The organism is Mycobacterium fragae (assembly GCF_002102185.1).
GTDB classification, from domain to species: Bacteria; Actinomycetota; Actinomycetes; order Mycobacteriales; family Mycobacteriaceae; genus Mycobacterium; species Mycobacterium fragae.
Genome location: NZ_LQOW01000003.1, coordinates 131333 through 149061 on the forward strand (window position 1 = coordinate 131333; position 17729 = coordinate 149061).

The 17729-nt window shown below is 66.8% G+C and carries 15 protein-coding genes; 11 read left to right on the forward strand and 4 right to left on the reverse strand.

The features are described from left to right. Positions 1–2 precede the first annotated feature (2 nt). Both AWC06_RS01440 and AWC06_RS01445 read left to right on the forward strand, forming a co-directional pair. A complete protein-coding gene (locus tag AWC06_RS01440; RefSeq protein ID WP_085193664.1) occupies positions 3–1907 on the forward strand; it encodes an ABC transporter family substrate-binding protein in 1905 nt (634 codons plus the stop codon). Positions 1908–1998: 91 nt separating this feature from the next. Further along, positions 1999–2736 carry a class I SAM-dependent methyltransferase gene (locus tag AWC06_RS01445; RefSeq protein WP_085193667.1) on the forward strand — a complete coding sequence of 246 codons (738 nt, stop codon included), beginning with the start codon at positions 1999–2001 and terminating at the stop codon, positions 2734–2736. A 2-nt stretch (positions 2737–2738) separates the two neighbouring features. Here AWC06_RS01445 and AWC06_RS01450 read toward each other — a convergent pair whose 3' ends face one another. Beyond that, the gene (locus AWC06_RS01450; RefSeq protein ID WP_085193669.1) at positions 2739–3338 is read right to left on the reverse strand and encodes a TetR/AcrR family transcriptional regulator; all 600 of its coding nucleotides are present in this window, start codon (positions 3336–3338) and stop codon (positions 2739–2741) included. A gap of 93 nt (positions 3339–3431) precedes the next feature. Between AWC06_RS01450 and mshB the strand changes: the two genes are divergently transcribed. From mshB to AWC06_RS01475, 5 genes are all read left to right on the forward strand, one after another. Then, a complete protein-coding gene (gene mshB, locus AWC06_RS01455) occupies positions 3432–4337 on the forward strand; it encodes an N-acetyl-1-D-myo-inositol-2-amino-2-deoxy-alpha-D-glucopyranoside deacetylase (protein WP_085193955.1) in 906 nt (301 codons plus the stop codon). 91 nt (positions 4338–4428) lie between these two features. Next, a complete protein-coding gene (locus AWC06_RS01460) occupies positions 4429–4878 on the forward strand; it encodes a hypothetical protein (protein WP_372457980.1) in 450 nt (149 codons plus the stop codon). Between the two features lie 89 nt (positions 4879–4967). Beyond that, the gene (locus AWC06_RS01465) at positions 4968–7538 is read left to right on the forward strand and encodes a bifunctional FO biosynthesis protein CofGH (RefSeq protein WP_085193959.1); all 2571 of its coding nucleotides are present in this window, start codon (positions 4968–4970) and stop codon (positions 7536–7538) included. Positions 7539–7566: 28 nt separating this feature from the next. Continuing rightward, a complete protein-coding gene (locus AWC06_RS01470; protein ID WP_085193670.1) occupies positions 7567–8331 on the forward strand; it encodes a maleylpyruvate isomerase N-terminal domain-containing protein in 765 nt (254 codons plus the stop codon). Between the two features lie 45 nt (positions 8332–8376). Next, positions 8377–8964, forward strand: a complete 588-nt coding sequence (locus tag AWC06_RS01475; protein WP_085193672.1) for a YbhB/YbcL family Raf kinase inhibitor-like protein — start codon at positions 8377–8379, stop codon at positions 8962–8964. Between the two features lie 5 nt (positions 8965–8969). On the opposite strand, the gene AWC06_RS01480 is transcribed toward AWC06_RS01475, so the two are convergent. Together AWC06_RS01480 and AWC06_RS01485 are read right to left on the reverse strand one after the other, a co-directional pair. Then, complete coding sequence (locus tag AWC06_RS01480; protein WP_085193674.1) at positions 8970–10988, reverse strand: NADPH-dependent 2,4-dienoyl-CoA reductase; 2019 nt, start codon at positions 10986–10988, stop codon at positions 8970–8972. Further along, a complete protein-coding gene (locus AWC06_RS01485) occupies positions 10985–11530 on the reverse strand; it encodes a PadR family transcriptional regulator (RefSeq protein WP_085193676.1) in 546 nt (181 codons plus the stop codon). Before AWC06_RS01485 ends, AWC06_RS01480 begins: the two co-directional genes overlap by 4 nt. A gap of 152 nt (positions 11531–11682) precedes the next feature. Between AWC06_RS01485 and fdxA the strand changes: the two genes are divergently transcribed. From fdxA to AWC06_RS01505, 4 genes are read left to right on the forward strand one after another with little or no spacing between them, the layout of a single operon-like run. Continuing rightward, positions 11683–12009 (forward strand): ferredoxin, encoded by a 327-nt coding sequence (gene fdxA / locus AWC06_RS01490; protein ID WP_085193961.1) that lies wholly within the window; start codon positions 11683–11685, stop codon positions 12007–12009. A gap of 23 nt (positions 12010–12032) precedes the next feature. After that, on the forward strand, positions 12033–13121 hold the full coding sequence (gene dapC / locus AWC06_RS01495; RefSeq protein ID WP_085193678.1) for a succinyldiaminopimelate transaminase: 1089 nt from the start codon (positions 12033–12035) through the stop codon (positions 13119–13121). Between the two features lie 22 nt (positions 13122–13143). Continuing rightward, the gene (locus tag AWC06_RS01500; protein ID WP_085193680.1) at positions 13144–14919 is read left to right on the forward strand and encodes an acyl-CoA dehydrogenase family protein; all 1776 of its coding nucleotides are present in this window, start codon (positions 13144–13146) and stop codon (positions 14917–14919) included. Continuing rightward, the gene (locus tag AWC06_RS01505; RefSeq protein WP_085193963.1) at positions 14916–17243 is read left to right on the forward strand and encodes an APC family permease; all 2328 of its coding nucleotides are present in this window, start codon (positions 14916–14918) and stop codon (positions 17241–17243) included. The genes AWC06_RS01500 and AWC06_RS01505 overlap by 4 nt, the downstream gene beginning before the upstream one ends. Here AWC06_RS01505 and AWC06_RS23375 read toward each other — a convergent pair whose 3' ends face one another. Further along, positions 17244–17705 (reverse strand): hypothetical protein, encoded by a 462-nt coding sequence (locus tag AWC06_RS23375; protein ID WP_211281872.1) that lies wholly within the window; start codon positions 17703–17705, stop codon positions 17244–17246. Between the last annotated feature and the right edge of the window lie 24 nt (positions 17706–17729).

Here is a 17729-nt window from a genome sequence, read left to right on the forward strand (position 1 = left end):
TAATGCTCGTGCCGAAACGAGCTCGCCGCGCCCGCGTGACCGCCGGCGTGCTGGTTTCGTTGCTGGCACTGGCGGCGTGCACCGTCAGTCCACCGCCGGCGCCGCAGAGCACCGAGACCTCGAAGAGTACGGTGCCGCCGCCGCAGCGCAAGACGCAGATCATCATGGGCATCGACTCCATCGGCGCCGGGTTCAACCCGCACCTGGTGTCCGACCTGTCGGCGGTCAACGCCGCGATCGGCGCGCTGGTGCTGCCCAGCGCGTTCCGGCCGGTGCCCGACCCCAACACGCCGACGGGGTCGCGGTGGGAGATGGACCCGACGCTGCTGCTGTCCGCCGAGGTGACCAACGACAACCCGTTCACGGTGACCTACAAGATCCGGCCGGAGGCCCAGTGGACCGACAACGCGCCCATCGCCGCCGACGACTTCTGGTATCTGTGGCGGCAGATGGTCGGCCAGCCCGGTGTGGTCGACCCGGCCGGCTACGACCTGATCACCGGGGTGCAGTCGATCGAGGGCGGTAAGCAGGCGGTCGTCACGTTCTCCCGGCCGTATCCGGCATGGCGGGAGTTGTTCAGCAACATCCTGCCGGCACACATCGTCAAGGATGTGCCGGGCGGATTCCCGGCCGGGCTGGCGCGTGCTTTGCCGGTCACCGGCGGACAGTTCCGGGTGGAGAACATCGACCCGCAACGTGACGAAATCTTGCTCGCCCGCAACGACCGCTACTGGGGTTCGCCGGCCAAACCGGATCTGATCCTCTTCCGCCGGGCCGGGGCGCCGGCGGCGTTGGCCGACTCCATGCGCAACGGCGACACCCAGGTGGCCCAAGTACACGGTGGCTCAGCAGCTTTCGCGCAATTGTCCGCGATCCCGGATGTGCGCACGGCACGGATCATGACACCGCGAGTCATGCAGCTCACGCTGCGCGCCAACGAGCCCAAGCTGGCCGACCGGCAAGTGCGCAAGGCGCTTTTGGGCCTTCTCGACGTCGATCTGCTGGCCGCGGTGGGCGCCGGCAGCGACAACACCGTGCAGTTGGATCAGGCGCAGATCCGCGCGCCCAGCGACCCCGGCTACGTGCCGACCGCGCCGCCGGCGCTGACCAAAACGGCGGCGCTGGCGCTGCTGGAGTCGTCGGGATACCAGATCGAAAACGACACGTCGGCGACCGTCGCTCCTCCACCGTCGGCTGGGCCGGAGACCGCGCCGACCAGTACCGGGCCGCCGGAGATGACGCGGGGGCGCATCAGTAAGGACGGCAAGCAGCTGTCACTGGTCATCGGCGTGGCGAGCAACGACCCGACGTCGGTGGCGGTGGCCAACACCGCTGCCGACCAGCTGCGCAACGTCGGCATCGCCGCGACGGTACTGGCCCTCGACCCGGTGGCGCTGTACCGCGACGCGTTGGTCAACAACCGGGTGGACGCCATCGTCGGTTGGCGACAGGCCGGCGGGAACTTGGCGACGCTGCTGGCATCGCGCTACAGCTGCCCGGCATTGGAGGCGACGGCGGTGTCCACCGCGGCGGCGCCGACGGCCTCATCGGATCCGGCTCCCACGTCGCGAGCGAATCCGGCCACTGCGCCGACGACACCGACGTCGACGCCGCCCAGCCGGGCACAGGAACCGGGCGCGCTGGTGCAGGCGCCGTCGAACATCACCGGCATCTGCGATCGCAGCATCCAGGCGAACATCGATGCCGCGCTGGCCGGCACCCAGAACATCAACGACGTCGTCAACGCGGTGGAGCCGCGGCTGTGGAACATGTCCACCGTGCTGCCGATCCTGCAGGACACCACGATTGTGGCTGCCGGACCCAGCGTGCGGAACGTCAGCCTCACCGGGGCTGTGCCGGTCGGAATCGTCGGTGACGCCGGGCAGTGGGTGAAAACCGCGGACTGATCGTCTTGGCGGTCCCGTTTCCGTAGTAGTCGCTAGCGTTCCTTGTGCTAAGCGATTACGTTGGCGGTCAGACATAGCAGAGGAGCTAGATATGGCAGACGACGTCGACCCGATGTTCGAGCAACTCTACGGGAGAGAGCGCTCGGGCGAGGGGCTGATCCCGTGGGATATCGGTGGCCCGCAGCCGGTGGTGCAGCAGTTGGTCGCGTATGGGGCCGTGCGCGGTGAAGTGCTCGACCCGGGCACCGGGCCGGGTTATCACGCGATTCACTATGCCTCACAGGGCTATTCGGCAACCGGCATCGACGGGTCGCCCTCGGCGATCGAGCAAGCCAAACGCAATGCCGAGCGGGCCGGGGTGAAGGTGGATTTCCAGGTTGCCGACGCGACGGTCCTGGATGGCCTCGAGAACCGATTCGACACCGTCGTCGACAGCGCCTTCTACCACGTGTTCATGGACGACGAGGAAACGCAGACCCGGTACGCGCAAGCGCTCCACCGCGCCACCAAGCCCAGTGCGCGGCTGTTCATGTTCGAGTTCGGCCGCCACAACGTCAACGGACTGCAATTCGACGGGCTACCGTCCGACAACTTCGAGCGGGTCCTCGGCGCCGGCGGGTGGCGCGTCGACTATGTGGGCACCTCCACGTACGTGGGCATTTTCAGGCCGGAAACGTTGGAGTTCATGCAGCAGGCGATGGGTAACGATCCGGTCATGGCGAAGCGGTTTCAGCCACTGCAGGAGCGACTGAAAGTGCTTGGCCCGCTTTTGGATAACCACCGCGTGCACTTTCCGGTTTGGGCGGTCGCCGCTACCCGCATCGACTAGCCTTAGCCGGCACCCGCCGGGGCGGAATGGGCGAGCACAGTGTCGACGATGTGCACGAGTTGCCGCCGGTTCGGTGGCGCCCCGGTGAGCAGGAGCTGCTGGTTGATCAATGCCGGTCCCACTCGTCCGGTAAGTGGCGTGAGCGCCGTCGCGTCGATTTCGCCGTTGGCCACACCGGTCTGCAGAATCGATTCGATGATCCGCAGCCGGGGAGCCACCACGGCGTCCGCGAAAATGGCACGCAGTTCCGGTTCGTGAATGAGCTGGCCCATGATGGCCAGGCTGGGAAACGCTGTCTTGCCGGCCAATACGTCGCAGTGCGCGCCGAAGACGGTCAGCAGGTTCTCCCGGGCCGATCGGTCGGCTCGGGGCTCGGGCAACGGCGGAAGCGCATAAAGCAGTGCCGCATGCACCAAGGCGTGTTTGGTCGACCACCGTCGATACAACGCGGCTTTGCCGGTCCGGGCCCGAGCCGCGATCCCCTCCATGGTCAGCCGCCCGTACCCGACGTCGGCCAGTTCGGACAGGGTCGCGTCGTAGAGTGCGTGCTCGAGTTCCTTGCCGCGGCGGCGCGTGCGGATCACCTCGGTCTGCTGTGGCATCCCACGATAGTAGCCACGAGCGTTTCTTGGCGCGGGCGGCTTTGCGGCGGAAAGTCAAGCCCGCGTCGGCGGTAGGGTGCGTCCATGCAGTCCATGCAGGAGACGCCGCGGCTGCTGTTCGTGCACGCCCACCCGGACGACGAGAGCCTCACCAACGGTGCCACGATCGCTCACTATGCCGCCCGCGGGGCTCATGTGCAGGTCGTTACCTGCACGCTCGGTGAGGAGGGCGAGGTCATCGGCGAGCGCTGGGCGCAGCTTGCGGTCGACCACGCCGACCAGCTCGGCGGTTACCGCATCGGCGAACTCACCGCCGCGCTGCGCGCCCTCGGTGTCGGCGAACCGATTTTTCTCGGCGGACCGGGGCGCTGGCGTGACTCGGGCATGGCGGGCACCGCGCCACGACGCCAGCAACGCTTCATCGACGCCGACGAACGCGAAGCCGTCGGCGCCCTGGTGTCGCTGATTCGCACGCTGCGCCCACACGTCGTGGTCACCTACGACGCCAACGGCGGCTACGGGCATCCCGACCATGTGCACGCGCACGTCATCACCACGGCGGCGGTCGCGGCCGCGCGCACCGACGAGTACCCAGGCACGCCGTGGACGGTGCCGAAGTTTTACTGGACTGTCATCGCCCGCAGCGCGTTCATGGCAGGGTGGGCGGCGCTCGGCCCTGACGATCTACAGCCTGGGTGGGTGATGCCGCCACTCGACGGCGACTTTGACCGGATGGGCTACTCAGACGAGGAGATCGACGCCGTCGTCGACGCTGCCGACGCGCTGCCGGCCAAGGCGGCGGCGCTGGCCGCGCACGCCACCCAACTCGTCGTCGGTCCCACCGGTCGCGCCTGCGCATTGTCGAACAACTTGGTATTGCCGATCCTGGGGGAGGAGCACTATATTCTCGTTTCCGGCGTCGCCGGAGATCGCAACGAGCGAGGCTGGGAGACCGATCTGCTCGCCGGGCTCGACCTCACCGAATCCGCGACGCGGTAAGCTTCCGACCAGGCAGCCGCGGAAGGAACGGTATGGACCCGGATCTGGATTACAACCAGCAGCACTGGCAGGACCGGCTGGACAGCTTCCAGTGGGTATTAGGTTCCCTGGTCGCCCAACTGGACAGCATCCCGACCTGACCGCCACCAAACCGCGCGCCGGACGAATCGACGACACCGGCACGACGGACCCTGCAATTCGTTACGTCGTCTTGACGTTGCTCGCCGTCGACGGGATTCTCTCCGCGCTCGCCGGGGCCCTGCTGTTGCCTGCCTACATCGGTTCTGTCCCGTTTCCGATCAGCGCGTTGGTCAGTGGCTTGGTCAACGCCGCGCTGGTCTGGGCCGCTGGGCGGTGGACCAAATCGACGCGGGTGGCCGCGTTGCCGTTGTGGACGTGGCTGTTGACGATCGGCGCGATGAGCCTGCCCGGACCGGGTGACGATGCGATCTTCCAGATGAATTACACGCCGTTGCTGCTGATCGTGCTGGGCTTGACGCCGCCGGCGTGGGTGCTCTGGCGGCGCCCGACCCGACGCTGACGACCTGGCGCTACTGTTGCGCGTATGGCACGGGCCGAGGACTCGATGGACGCGCGGATGAAATCCGACCGGGCGGAAGTTACACCAACGTGCCGTTGACTCCGGGCGAACGACAGACTGTCCTGCCCAGCCCTGTGGTGCCTCCGCAACCAAGTACGTCGGCGATGCGGAGAGTATTGCGACGGGCCCGCGACGGGGTGGCGCTGAACGTCGACGAGGCGGCCGTCGCTATGACGGCACGCGGCGACGATCTCGCCGACCTCTGTCACAGCGCTGCGCGGGTGCGCGACGCGGGTCTGGAATCGGCGGGACGGCGCGGACCGCTCGGGCGACTGCCGGTCAGCTACTCGCGCAAGGTGTTCATCCCGGTGACTCATCTGTGCCGGGACACCTGCCACTACTGCACGTTCGTCACGGTGCCGGGCAAGTTGCGCGCCCAGGGTGCCGGCATGTATCTGGAAGCCGACGAAATCCTCGACATCGCTCGCCGCGGTAGCGAACTCGGTTGCAAGGAAGCCCTATTCACTCTCGGTGACCGGCCCGAGGAGCGCTGGCCGGAGGCTCGGACGTGGCTGGAGGAACGGGGTTACGACTCCACGCTGTCCTATGTGCGGGCGATGGCGATCCGGGTGCTGGAGGAAACCGGACTGTTGCCGCATTTGAACCCTGGCGTGATGAGCTGGTCGGAGTTGTCGAGGCTCAAGCCGGTGGCGCCCTCGATGGGCATGATGCTGGAGACGACGTCGCGACGGCTGTTCGAAACCAAGGGACTCGCTCACTACGGCAGCCCCGACAAGGATCCGGCGGTGCGGCTGCGGACCTTGACCGACGCGGGCCGGCTGTCCATTCCGTTCACCACCGGTCTACTGGTCGGCATCGGCGAGACGCTGCACGAGCGTGCCGAGACGTTGCATGCGATTCGTAAGTCGCACAAGGAGTTCGGTCACGTCCAAGAAGTGATCGTGCAGAACTTCCGCGCCAAGGAGCACACGGCGATGGCCGCGATGCCCGACGCCGGCATCGACGATTTTCTGGCCACCGTGGCGGTGGCGCGGCTGGTGCTCGGCCCTGGCATGCGCATTCAGGCGCCGCCCAACCTGGTGTCGGCCGACGAGTGCCTGGCGCTGATCGCCGCCGGTGTCGACGATTGGGGCGGCGTCTCGCCGCTGACCCCTGACCACGTCAACCCCGAGCGGCCCTGGCCCACTTTGGACGATCTGGCCGCTGTCACCGCCGAGGCGGGCTACGACTTGGTGGAGCGGCTGACCGCGCAGCCCAAGTACGTTCAGGCCGGGGCGGCCTGGATCGACCCGCGGGTGGCCGGACATGTTGCGGCGCTGGCCGATCCGGGCACCGGGCTGGCCCGCGATGTCAAACCGGTGGGCATGCCCTGGCAGGAGCCCGACGACGTGGCGTCGATCGGCCGGGTCGATTTGAATGCCGCGATCGACACCGAGGGCCGGGCCGCCGAGGCCCGCAGCGATCTGGACAGCGCGTTCGGGGACTGGGACTCGATCCGCGACCATGTCCACCAGCTGGCCGCCCGCGCACCCGAACGCATCGACACCGACGTGTTAGCCGCGCTGAGTTCGGCGGAACGCGATCCCGCGGGCTGCACCGACGCAGAATACCTGGCGCTGGCCACCGCCGAGGGTCCTGCGCTGGATGCTGTTGCTGCATTGGCTGATTCGCTGCGCCGCGAGGCGGTCGGTGATGACGTGACCTTCGTGGTGAACCGCAACATCAACTTCACCAACATCTGTTACACCGGCTGCCGGTTCTGCGCCTTCGCGCAGCGCAAGGGCGACGCCGACGCCTATTCGCTGTCCACCGCCGAGGTCGCCGAACGTGCCTGGGAGGCCCACGTCGCCGGCGCCACCGAGGTCTGTATGCAGGGCGGCATCGACCCCGAGCTGCCGGTCACCGGCTACGTCGATCTGGTGCGCGCCGTCAAGACACGGGTGCCCTCGATGCATGTGCACGCCTTTTCCCCGATGGAGATCGCCAACGGCGCTACCAAGAGCGGGCTTTCGGTCAGGGAGTGGCTGATCAGCCTGCGCGAGGGGGGACTGGACACCATACCCGGTACCGCGGCGGAGATCCTGGACGACGAAGTGCGTTGGGTGCTCACCAAGGGCAAGCTGCCCACGTCGATGTGGATCGACATCGTGACCACCGCGCACGAGGTGGGGCTGCGGTCGTCGTCGACGATGATGTACGGGCATGTCGATAGCCCGCGGCACTGGGTCGGTCACCTTAAGGTGTTGCGCGACATCCAGGACCGCACTGGAGGATTCACCGAGTTCGTCCCGCTGCCGTTCGTGCACCAGAGTTCGCCGCTGTATCTGGCCGGCGCCTCGCGGCCCGGGCCCAGCCATCGTGACAACCGCGCCGTACACGCACTAGCCCGAATCATGTTGCACGGCAGAATTTCTCATATCCAGACCAGTTGGGTGAAGCTCGGCACCCGGGGCACGCAGGTGATGCTCAATGGTGGCGCCAACGACCTGGGTGGCACGCTGATGGAAGAGACGATCTCGCGGATGGCCGGCTCCGAACACGGATCGGCCAAGACCGTGTCGGAGCTGGTCGCGATCGCCGAGGCCATCGGCCGGCCCGCGCGTCAGCGCACCACCACCTACGCCCCGCTCGCAGCGTAGATGTGCGGTCGGAGGGTATACCGGCAGAATGCCATCGAACATCGACACCGACCGATTCCCCGAGTGGCGGCCATTTATCGACGCGGTGCAGCAGCGCCGGCCGGACACCGGGACGTGGTGTGAGGCCTGGACCGTGCGCGACATCGTCGTCCATCAGGCCGGTAATGCCGAGGAACTCGCGCGGGTGCTGAGCGCGCATCTGGAAGGCCAACCGGTTGGCACCCGTGGCTTCGAGGAACGCGAGGGGCCACTGCGCGCGATGAACGACACCGATTTGTGGGCGGCGTTGCACGACAGGATGGCGACGCTGAACGAGATCGCCGAAGCGGCCGACGATGTGCCGGCCGATACCGACGTCGGCTGGACCGGCCGCACCATGAAAGTGCCCTGGTTCGCCGAGCACATGCGCGAAGAACTCGTGCTGCACACCTGGGACATCACCGGAGACAACGCCGCGGCTCAGCGGCAGCTGGCTCAGGCGTGGATGACGACACACAGCGTGATCGCAGTGGGAAAGCCGCTGTTGGCCAAGGGTGTCAAGCAATTGCAACCCGGGGAGCGCATCGAGGCGCGGCTGCGGGTTTCCGGCAGCGAGGATGTCGTGATCGATGCCGACGCGGAGCGCACCACGATCAGCCTCGCGGAGCCTGACGGTCCGGCCACCCTGGAAACCGATGCCGCTGCGCGGGTCCTGCTGTTGTGGGGCCGCCGGCCCGCCGACCCGTCGCGAATCTCCAGCAGTGTCGGGCCGGAGACGCTGGGCCGGGTGCGCACCCTGCTTTCCGGTTACTAAGCAGGCCCTTTACGCCGTGCGCCGTGAGCGGGTATACAGGCGCTCATGAGACGGGCGCTGACCGCTCTTGCGCTGCTGATCCTGACGGTGGCCGGGTGCGGCGGCGGCGGCAAAGAGCATCCGCGGCCCGCCACGTCGGCAACGAGCTCGCCGACAACGAGCTCGTCGTCTGCGGCCGGCCCCGCGAAGTTCGCGGTGAGCAGTCCCGCCTTTGCGGATAACGCGCAGGTCCCGGTCGAATACTCCTGCAAGGGCCGAAATGTACCTCCGCCGCTTCGCTGGCAGAACGTGCCGCCCGGCACCGAGTCGCTGGCCCTGGTGGTCGACGATCCCGACGCGCCCGCCGGGCTCTATGTCCACTGGGTCGTCACCGGCATCCCGCCGTCGACCACCGAAATCGGCGAAGGCCCGCTACCCGGCGGCGCCAGCGTCAGCCTGAACTCCAGCGGGAAGGCGGAGTATTTCGGCCCGTGCCCGCCGGCAGGCAGCGGCGTCCATCACTACCGTTTCCAGTTGTATGCCCTGAACAAGCCGTTGAAGCTGGTGGCGACCACCCCGGCGCGTGAAGCAACCCAAACAATCGCGAACGCGGCCGTCGCCGACACTCGCACGGTTGGCCTGTTCAGCGGCTGACCGCCCTATAACCGCGCCGCCAGCTCGGTGCCCTGGCGGATTGCGCGCTTGGCGTCCAGCTCGACCGCCAGCGCCGCGCCGCCGATGATGTGTGGCTTAATGCCATTGCAGCGCAACCCGTTCTCGAGGTCACGCACCGGCTCCTGGCCCGCGCAAACCACAACGTTGTCCACCGCGAGCAGCCGCAGGTGTTGCCGGTCTGTACCGAAGCTGATGTGCGACCCGTCATCGCTGATGCGCTCGTAGTTCACCCCGGAAAGTTGCTGCACGCCTTTGGCTTTCAGTGACGCTCGGTGTACCCACCCAGTTGTCTTGCCCAGCCGCTTGCCCTGCGGGCCCTTGCTGCGCTGCAGCAGATACACCTCGCGGGTCGGCGGCGCCGGGATCGGAGTCACCAGTGCACCTCGGGCTTCTTGCGGGTCGGCCGCGCCCCATTCTGCTTTCCATTCCTTTAGGTTCAGCGTCGGTGAGAGGTCGGTGACCAGGAACTCGGTGACGTCGAACCCGATACCGCCGGCGCCGATCACCGCCACCCTCTTGCCCACCGGCTTGACGCCGGCGATCGTCTCCGCGTAGGTCAACACCATCGGGTGATCAATGCCGGGAATGTCCGGGATCCGGGGCGCTACGCCAGTGGCCAGCACGACGTCGTCGTATCCGGCCAACTCATCGACAGCCACCCGGGTGCCGAGTCGCACGGTGACGCCGTGCTTGTCCAGCATCGTCGTGAAATACCTGATCGTTTCGCGGAATTCCTCTTTACCGGGAATCCTTCGTGCCAGCTCGAATTGACCGCCGATGAAGTCGTTAGCCTCGAACAGCGTGACGTGATGGCCGCGCTGCGCGGCGTTGACTGCGACGGCCAGGCCGGCCGGGCCGGCCCCGACCACCGCCACCGTACGTGCCCGCCGGGTGGGGGACAACACCAGCTGTGTCTCATGGCCGGCGCGGGGATTGAGCAGACACGACGCCGTCTTGTGCACGAACGCGTGATCCAGACAGGCCTGATTGCAGGCGATGCAGGTGTTGATCTCGTCGGCGCGGTCGGAGGCGGCTTTACGCACCCACTCCGGGTCGGCGAGCAGTGGCCGGGCCATCGAGATCAGCTGCACGTCGGTATCGGCCAGGATCTGTTCTGCGGCCTGCGGCATGTTGATCCGGTTGGACGCCACCACCGGAATGCTGACCTGTCCGGCGACGGCATGGCTGATGTCGACGAAAGCGCTGTTCGGGACCGAGGTGACGATCGTCGGCACCCGCGCCTCGTGCCACCCGAAGCCGGAATTGATCATGGTCGCTCCGACGGCCTCCACTTCGGTTGCCAGCGCGACGATTTCGTCCCAGCTCTGGCCGTCCTCGACGTAGTCGGCCATCGACATCCGGTAGCAGATGATGAAGTCGGATCCGACGGCAGCTCGGGTGCGGCGCACGATCTCCACCGGGAACCGACGCCGGTTTACGGCATTGCCGCCCCAGGCGTCGGTGCGCCTGTTGGTGCGGGGCGCCAGAAACTGGTTGAGCAGATACCCTTCGCTGCCCATGATTTCGACACCGTCGTAGCCGGCCTCGCGGGCCAGCACCGCGCACCGCGCGAAATCGTCGATCGTGCACTGCACGCCACGCGAGGTCAACGCTCGCGGACGAAACGGATTGATCGGCGCCTTGATCGCCGAGGCGCTCACCGACAGTGGATGGTACGCATAGCGTCCGGCGTGCAGGATCTGCAGCAGGATCTTGCCGCCGGCTTCATGAACTGCCGTGGTGATGCGCCGGTGCCGGCGCGCCTGCGCCGAGGAAACCAGCTCCGAGGCGAACGGCAACAGCCAGCCGGTGCGGTTGGGTGCGTAGCCGCCGGTGATGATCAGGCCGACGCCGCCGCGTGCGCGTTCGGCGAAATACTCGGCGAGCCGGTCGATGTGACGGGCACGGTCTTCCAGTCCGGTGTGCATCGAACCCATGACCACCCGGTTGCGCAACGTCGTGAAGCCGAGATCCAAGGGGGACAACAGATTCGGATAAATCATAGTGCCGCGGTCACCTCGTCGAGCCAATCGATCGCGCTCTGCTGCGCGCGGATGCCGCCGCGCAACACCAGATATTGATGCAGTGCGCTGCCCCGCAGCGCCGACGGGTCGGGGAACTGCTTCTTCTCGAATCCGCGGTAAATGTCCAGCAGCTGGGAATGTTCGGCGCGCAGCGCGGTTATCTGTGCGCGCAGCGCGTCCGGGTCGCCGTACGCGGCGCCGCGTAGCTTGACGGCGACATCGCGGGTGCGAGTGTCGCCAAGCGCGCCGCCTCGTCCGGTTAGCGGCTCGGCGATCCAGCGAGCCAATTCGGCGCGGCCGGTGTCGGACACGGTGTAGACCTTTTTGTCCGGCCGCCCGTGCTGCACGACCGTCGTCGCCTGCACCCAACCGTCGTCTTCCATCGTGCGCAGCGTGCGGTAGATCTGCTGGTGTGTGGCGGTCCAGAAATAGCCGATCGAGCGATCGAACCTGTGGGCGAGCTCGTAACCCGAGCCGGATTGCTCGCACAAAGAAACCAGGATCGCGTGCGGTAGGCCCATCCGGGCAGCGTAGGGGCGACGGCGTGCCTATGCAACTAGTTGCAGTGCACCGAGGCGCATAGGGGGTAGCGCTTGGTTGCTTTTTGTCTGCAACGTCTAGTATCAGTAATCAACGGATCCGCGTCATTGAACAGGACATGGAGGAGACCTTCGTGACGTACACGATCGCCGAACCCTGCGTCGACATCAAGGACAAGGCATGCATTGAGGAGTGCCCGGTCGACTGCATCTATGAGGGCGCTCGGATGCTGTACATCCATCCCGACGAGTGCGTGGACTGCGGCGCCTGCGAGCCTGTCTGCCCCGTCGAAGCGATCTTCTACGAAGACGATGTGCCGGATCAGTGGAGCAACTACACGCAGATAAACGCCGACTTCTTTGCCGAGCTCGGCTCGCCGGGCGGCGCGGCGAAGGTGGGCCTGACCGAGAACGATCCGCAGGTCGTCAAGGATCTGCCGCCGCAGGGCGAGGGCGACTGAGCGAGACAGTGATTCGCCGGCCAGTGTCGGCGTCGTTGCCGGTGTTCCCGTGGGACACCCTGGATCAGGCACGGGCGCTGGCCGAGTCGCACCCGGACGGCATCGTCGACCTGTCCGTCGGCACTCCGGTCGACCCGGTCGCGCCGCTGGTTCGCGATGCGCTCGCCGCGGCCAGCGCATCCCCTGGATATCCCGCCACCGCGGGTACCCCACAGCTTCGCCGGTCCGCGGTCGCCGCGCTCGGGCGCCGTTACGGCATAACCGAGTTGAGCGAGTCCGCGGTGCTCCCGGTCATCGGCACCAAGGAATTCATCGCCTGGCTGCCGACGCTGCTGGGCCTGGGCGCCGCCGACCTGATCGTGGTGCCCGAGCTGGCGTATCCGACCTACGACGTCGGCGCGCGGCTGGCCGGCACTCAGGTGCTGCGCGCCGATTCGCTGACTCAGCTCGGTCCGCAGTCACCGGCGTTGGTGTACCTGAACTCGCCGAGCAACCCCACCGGCCGGGTCCTCGGCGTCGATCACCTGCGCAAGGTCGTCGGCTGGGCGCGGGAGCGCGGCGCGCTGGTGGCATCCGACGAGTGCTATCTGGGACTGGGCTGGGACGCCGAGCCGCTGTCGATACTGCATCCGTCGGTGTGCGACGGCGACCACACCGGTCTGCTGGCCGTGCATTCGCTGTCCAAGAGCTCCTCGCTGGCCGGCTACCGGGCCGGTTTCGTCGCCGGGGATGTCGACGTGATCGCGGAGCTGCTCGCGGTGCGCAAGCACGCGGGGATGATGGTGCCCACGCCGGTGCAGGCGGCGATGGTCGCCGCGCTGGATGACGACCCCCACGAGCGCGAGCAGTGCGAGCGCTACCGGCGCCGCCGCGACACGTTGCTTCCGGCCTTCCGCTCGGCCGGTTTCACCATCCACCACTCCGAGGCCGGGCTGTACCTCTGGGTCACTCGCGGTGAGCCGTGCCGCGACACCATCGAGTGGCTGGCAAAGCGCGGCATCCTGGCCGCGCCCGGCGAGTTCTACGGCCCGGGCGGCGAACGGCATGTCCGGGTGGCCCTGACCGCCACCGACGAGCGGATCGCCGCGGCGGCAACACGGCTTAGTTCTTAGCGCCGTGTAATACCGTCGCAGCATGAGCGACTACGACGTCGAGGCGGTGGACCGGCTGCCGTTTGCGACTCCGGCGAAATCCGAGCGGTACCGCACCGAGAACTACCAGGGCGCCGTCGGCCTCAACTGGTACCGGACCGATCCGACCCTGCAGCTCACGATGGCCTACTACCTGCAGCCCGACGAACTGGCCGTCGCAGAGCCGCACCTGGACCGTATCGGGGCGCTGATGGGCGGCCCGGTGACGCGGTGGGCCGAAGAGACCGACCGCAACCCGCCGCGGCTGGAGCGCTACGACCGCTGGGGTCACGACGTCAGCCGGGTGGTCCAGCCGACGTCGTTCACCGAGTCCAAGCGGGCCGTCCTGGCCGCGCAGCAGGCGCTCAAAGACGATATGCGGCGCGCCGGGTTAAATCCGACGATGCCGCTGTTCGCGGCCAACTATTTGCTCAACCAGGCCGACATCGGGATGGGATGTGCGCTGGGCACCGGCGGTGGCATGGTCAAGTCGCTAGTCGCGGCGTATGCCCCCGCCGACGTGCGGGACTATGTGCTGGGCAAGTTCGAGTCCGGCGAATGGGAGGGCGAAACCGCCCAGCTGTTGACCGAACGCACCGGTGGATCCGATCTCGGCGCGCTGGAGACGACGGCGACGCGACACGGAGATGCGTGGCGGCTCAACGGTTTCAAGTGGTTCGCGTCCAACTGCGACGGCCAGGTGTTCGTCGTCCTGGCCAAACCTGAGGGCGCGCCCGACTCCAGCCGAGGCGTGGCGAACTTCCTGGTGCTGCGGACCCGCCGCGACGGCAGCCGCAACGGCGTGCGGATCCGCCGTCTGAAGGACAAACTCGGCACTCGGTCGGTGGCCTCCGGCGAGGTGGAATTCGTTGACGCCGAGGCCTTTCTGCTCACCGGCGAACCGTCCAGCGACACCGGCTCGCACGACGGCAAGGGCCTGGCCCGGATGATGGAGCTGACCAATGCGGCCCGGCTGGGCATCGCACTGTTCGGCCTCGGCAACGCGCGCCGCGCCCTGGTCGAATCGCTGTGCTACGCGCGCCAACGCCGCGCGTTCGGCGACGCGCTGATCGACAAGCCGTTGATGCGCCGCAAGCTCGCCGAGATGATCGTCGACGTCGAAGCCGCCCAAGCCATGGTGTTCGACGGCGTCGGTTTGGCCAACCACCGCCAACCCCGGGCGGTGCGTCAGCGCATCGCCGTGCCCATCACCAAGCTCAAGGTCTGCCGGCTGGGCATCACGATGGCATCGGACGCGATCGAAATCCACGGCGGCAACGGCTACATCGAAACCTGGCCGGTGGCAAGGTTATTGCGCGACGCGCAGGTCAACACGATCTGGGAGGGCCCCGACAACATCCTCTGCCTGGACGTGCGGCGGGGGATGGAACGCATGCAGGGCCATCAACCGCTGTTGGAGCGTCTGCATGACGCGGTGTCGGTGTCCGACGACGATGACACGCCGCGGCTCGTGCGCCGCCGCGTCGACGATCTCGATGCGGCGATCACCGCGTGGAGCAAGCTCGACGGCGCCGTGGCCGAGGCGCGACTGTTCCCACTCACCCGGTTCATGGGCGACGTGTACGCCGGCGCCTTGCTCACCGAGCGGGCTGCCTGGGTCCGGGAGACCCGCGGGGCTGAGCACGACGCGCTCGTCGCCCGTTTATACGCGCAGCGTTATCTGGCCGATCATGGGCCGCTTCGGGGCATCGACGTGGAAGGCGACGGGGCGATCGAACGTTTCGACGAACTCGTCGACGGAACGCTGGTGTGGTCGTGACGACACCGGTCGGCGGGCGGACGGTCCCGCTGTCCTTTGCGGATGTATGCAAGCGAGTCTTTCTCGGCAAGCCGCTGATCACCGAGGAGCTGTCAACCGAGAGGTTGTCGAATCCCGTTGCCCTCGGGGCGCTTTCACCCGACGCGATCTCATCGACGGCCTACGGTCCCGAGCAGATCCTGATCGAGCTGTTGCCGCGAGCAGGGCTTGCCGCGTTTGTGTTGTTGCTTCCTATCACCGGCGTCATTTTGTTGATCCTGGCGCTGGTGGCGGCATCGTATCGGCAGGTCGTCATGGCCTACACCCGAGCCGGCGGTTCTTACATTGTCGCGCGGGACAACTTCGGGCCGCGCGTGGCTCAGATCGCCGCCGCCGCGCTGCTGATCGATTACATCGTCACGGTGGCGGTGCAGACGGCGGCGGGCACGGTGGCGGTGGTGTCGGCGATACCGGTACTGGGCCCCTACAGCCTGGAGATCACCGTCGGAGTGGTGATCGTTATGTGTTACGCGAACCTGCGCGGGTTGCGGGAAGCGGGCCGGTCGTTCGCGGTATCGACCTACTCCTTCGTGATCATGATGATACTGATGATCATCACTGGCGTCGTTCGCGAAATCTTCTGGGGCCTACCGACATACGACCCACAGCACATCCCGGGGGCGGTGCCCGTGCATCAGGGGACTGGGTTGGTGATGGGCGCGACGATCCTGGTATTACTGCGAGCGTTCGCCAACGGCGGGTCATCGCTGACCGGAGTGGAGGCCATCTCCAACACCGTCAATGTCTTCCGAAAGCCACAGGGCCGCAACGCGCGCCGGGTCCTCACCGCTATGGCTTGCATTCTCGGGTTCTTGTTGGCGGGTTTGTCCTACCTGGCCTACGTCACCCACGCCACTCCCTATGTCGACGAATACCCGTCGGTGCTGTCTCAGGTTGGCCGGGTGGTCTTCGGTCACGGGGTGATCGGTCAGGCCCTTTATCTCCTGCTTCAGGTTTCGACCGCGGCGATCTTGTTCACAGGCGGGAACACCAGTTTCAACGGTTTCCCCGCACTGGCGAGTTTCGTCGCAGAAGACCGCTTCCTGCCCCGGCAGCTGACGAAACGCGGTCACCGGCTGGTGTTTTCCAACGGCATCATCGCGCTCACGGCACTCTCGGTGGCGCTGCTGGTCGTCACTGGTGGGTCGGTCAATGCGCTGGTGCCGTTCTATGCGATCGGCGTGTTCACCGGCTTCTCGATGGCTGGTTACGGCATGACCAAACACCATCTGACCCACCGCGAGTCAGGCTGGCGACACAAGTTGGCGATCAATTTCTCCGCGGCGATCTTGTCAACAGTCGTGGTGGGCATTTTCGCGGTGGCCAAGTTCACCGAAGGTGCGTGGCTGGTTGTTGTTGTGTTCCCCTTGCTGGTGTTCGTGCTGATCCGACTCAACCGCGAGTATCGGGCCGAGGCGGCGATTCTCGAGATGTTCCGCACGGACCGACCCGAGGTGGTGAAATACGCTCGACACCGCGTGTTTGTCTTCGTCAGCTCGCTTGACCTCGCGGTGCTCGAGGCGCTGCGCTACGGCAAGGGACTGCGAGCCGACGAGTTGATCGCGGTGCATTTCATGGTCGACGCGGCGCTTGCCGAGCGGCTACGGAAGCGTTGGGATCACTTCGATCTCGACACCCGGCTGCGGGTGGTGGACTGCCCGGACCGCCAGATCAACAGGGCCGCACAGGAACTGGTGCTGCGGGCGCTGAGCGAGCATCCGGACACCAACGTGACGGTGCTGCTGCCGCGCCGCACCTACGCGCCGCTGCTGGGGCGGCTGCTTCATGACCGCACCGCGGACAAGATCGCGCGGGCCGTCAGCCGAATCCCGGACGCGGCCGCGACGATCGTGCCCTACGACGTGCAGTCCCGGATCGCGGAAGCGTTCCCCGAACTTTTCGAGCAGCGGGTTGCTCGCGAACTCGAGAGGATCGAAGCGCGGATCTCCCGCGGTGAACAGCAGACCGTCCAGCAGTACGAGCACCCGGACCGGCCGGCGACGGTGATTCCGGTGGGCGGGCTCATCGAGGGACAGCGGGCCACCATCGAAGGCCGGGTCAGCCAGGTCGAGGACATCACAAGACGTCGAGGAACCTTCCGCTGGATCATCGTCGGTGACGACAGCGGCGACGTTCGCGTCACCTTCCGGCCCGGGCACGGCGGCGACGACATTCAGCCGGGCCAGCTGTTGCGCATCACCGGAAAGGTGCGTCAAAGCGGCAACCACCCCGTCGAGATGGTCGACCCGAACTATCAGCTGATCGAGGAATCAGAGGAGTCGTAGTCACATCGTCGTGTTCGACGGGCGCGGCCGATGCGAGCGATACTTGCGATCCAGCAGCTCAGCGGTTTTCAGGTTCGTGTCTTCGGGCGGTGCCGTGGGGCCGCTCGAAGCGGGAGCACTCGGCGAGCCGCCGCGCGTCCATGCCACCAACTGCGGGATGAGGATCAACGCGCCGACGGCGGACAGCGAGGTTGTCCAGACCCGCCGGGGCAGCAAAGCGCTGTTGCACTGATCGACGTAACTGGTGGCCGGGCGGCCACTTGATGCGGCGCGCTGGTCATCATTCGTCGCCTGCAGCAACTCGGAGCTATAGCCGTTGCCGCATTTGATCTGGATTCCCCACTGGTCGTATGCGTGCAGGTAGACGGGGAAACACAACGCGAGCAGGCCGGCGGCGAGCAGGGCGGCGCCGACGAGCATGGCTAGCCAGGGCCGGGTGATCACCTTGGCCGATGTGTCCATGACCCTATGATGCGACGCGCGTCC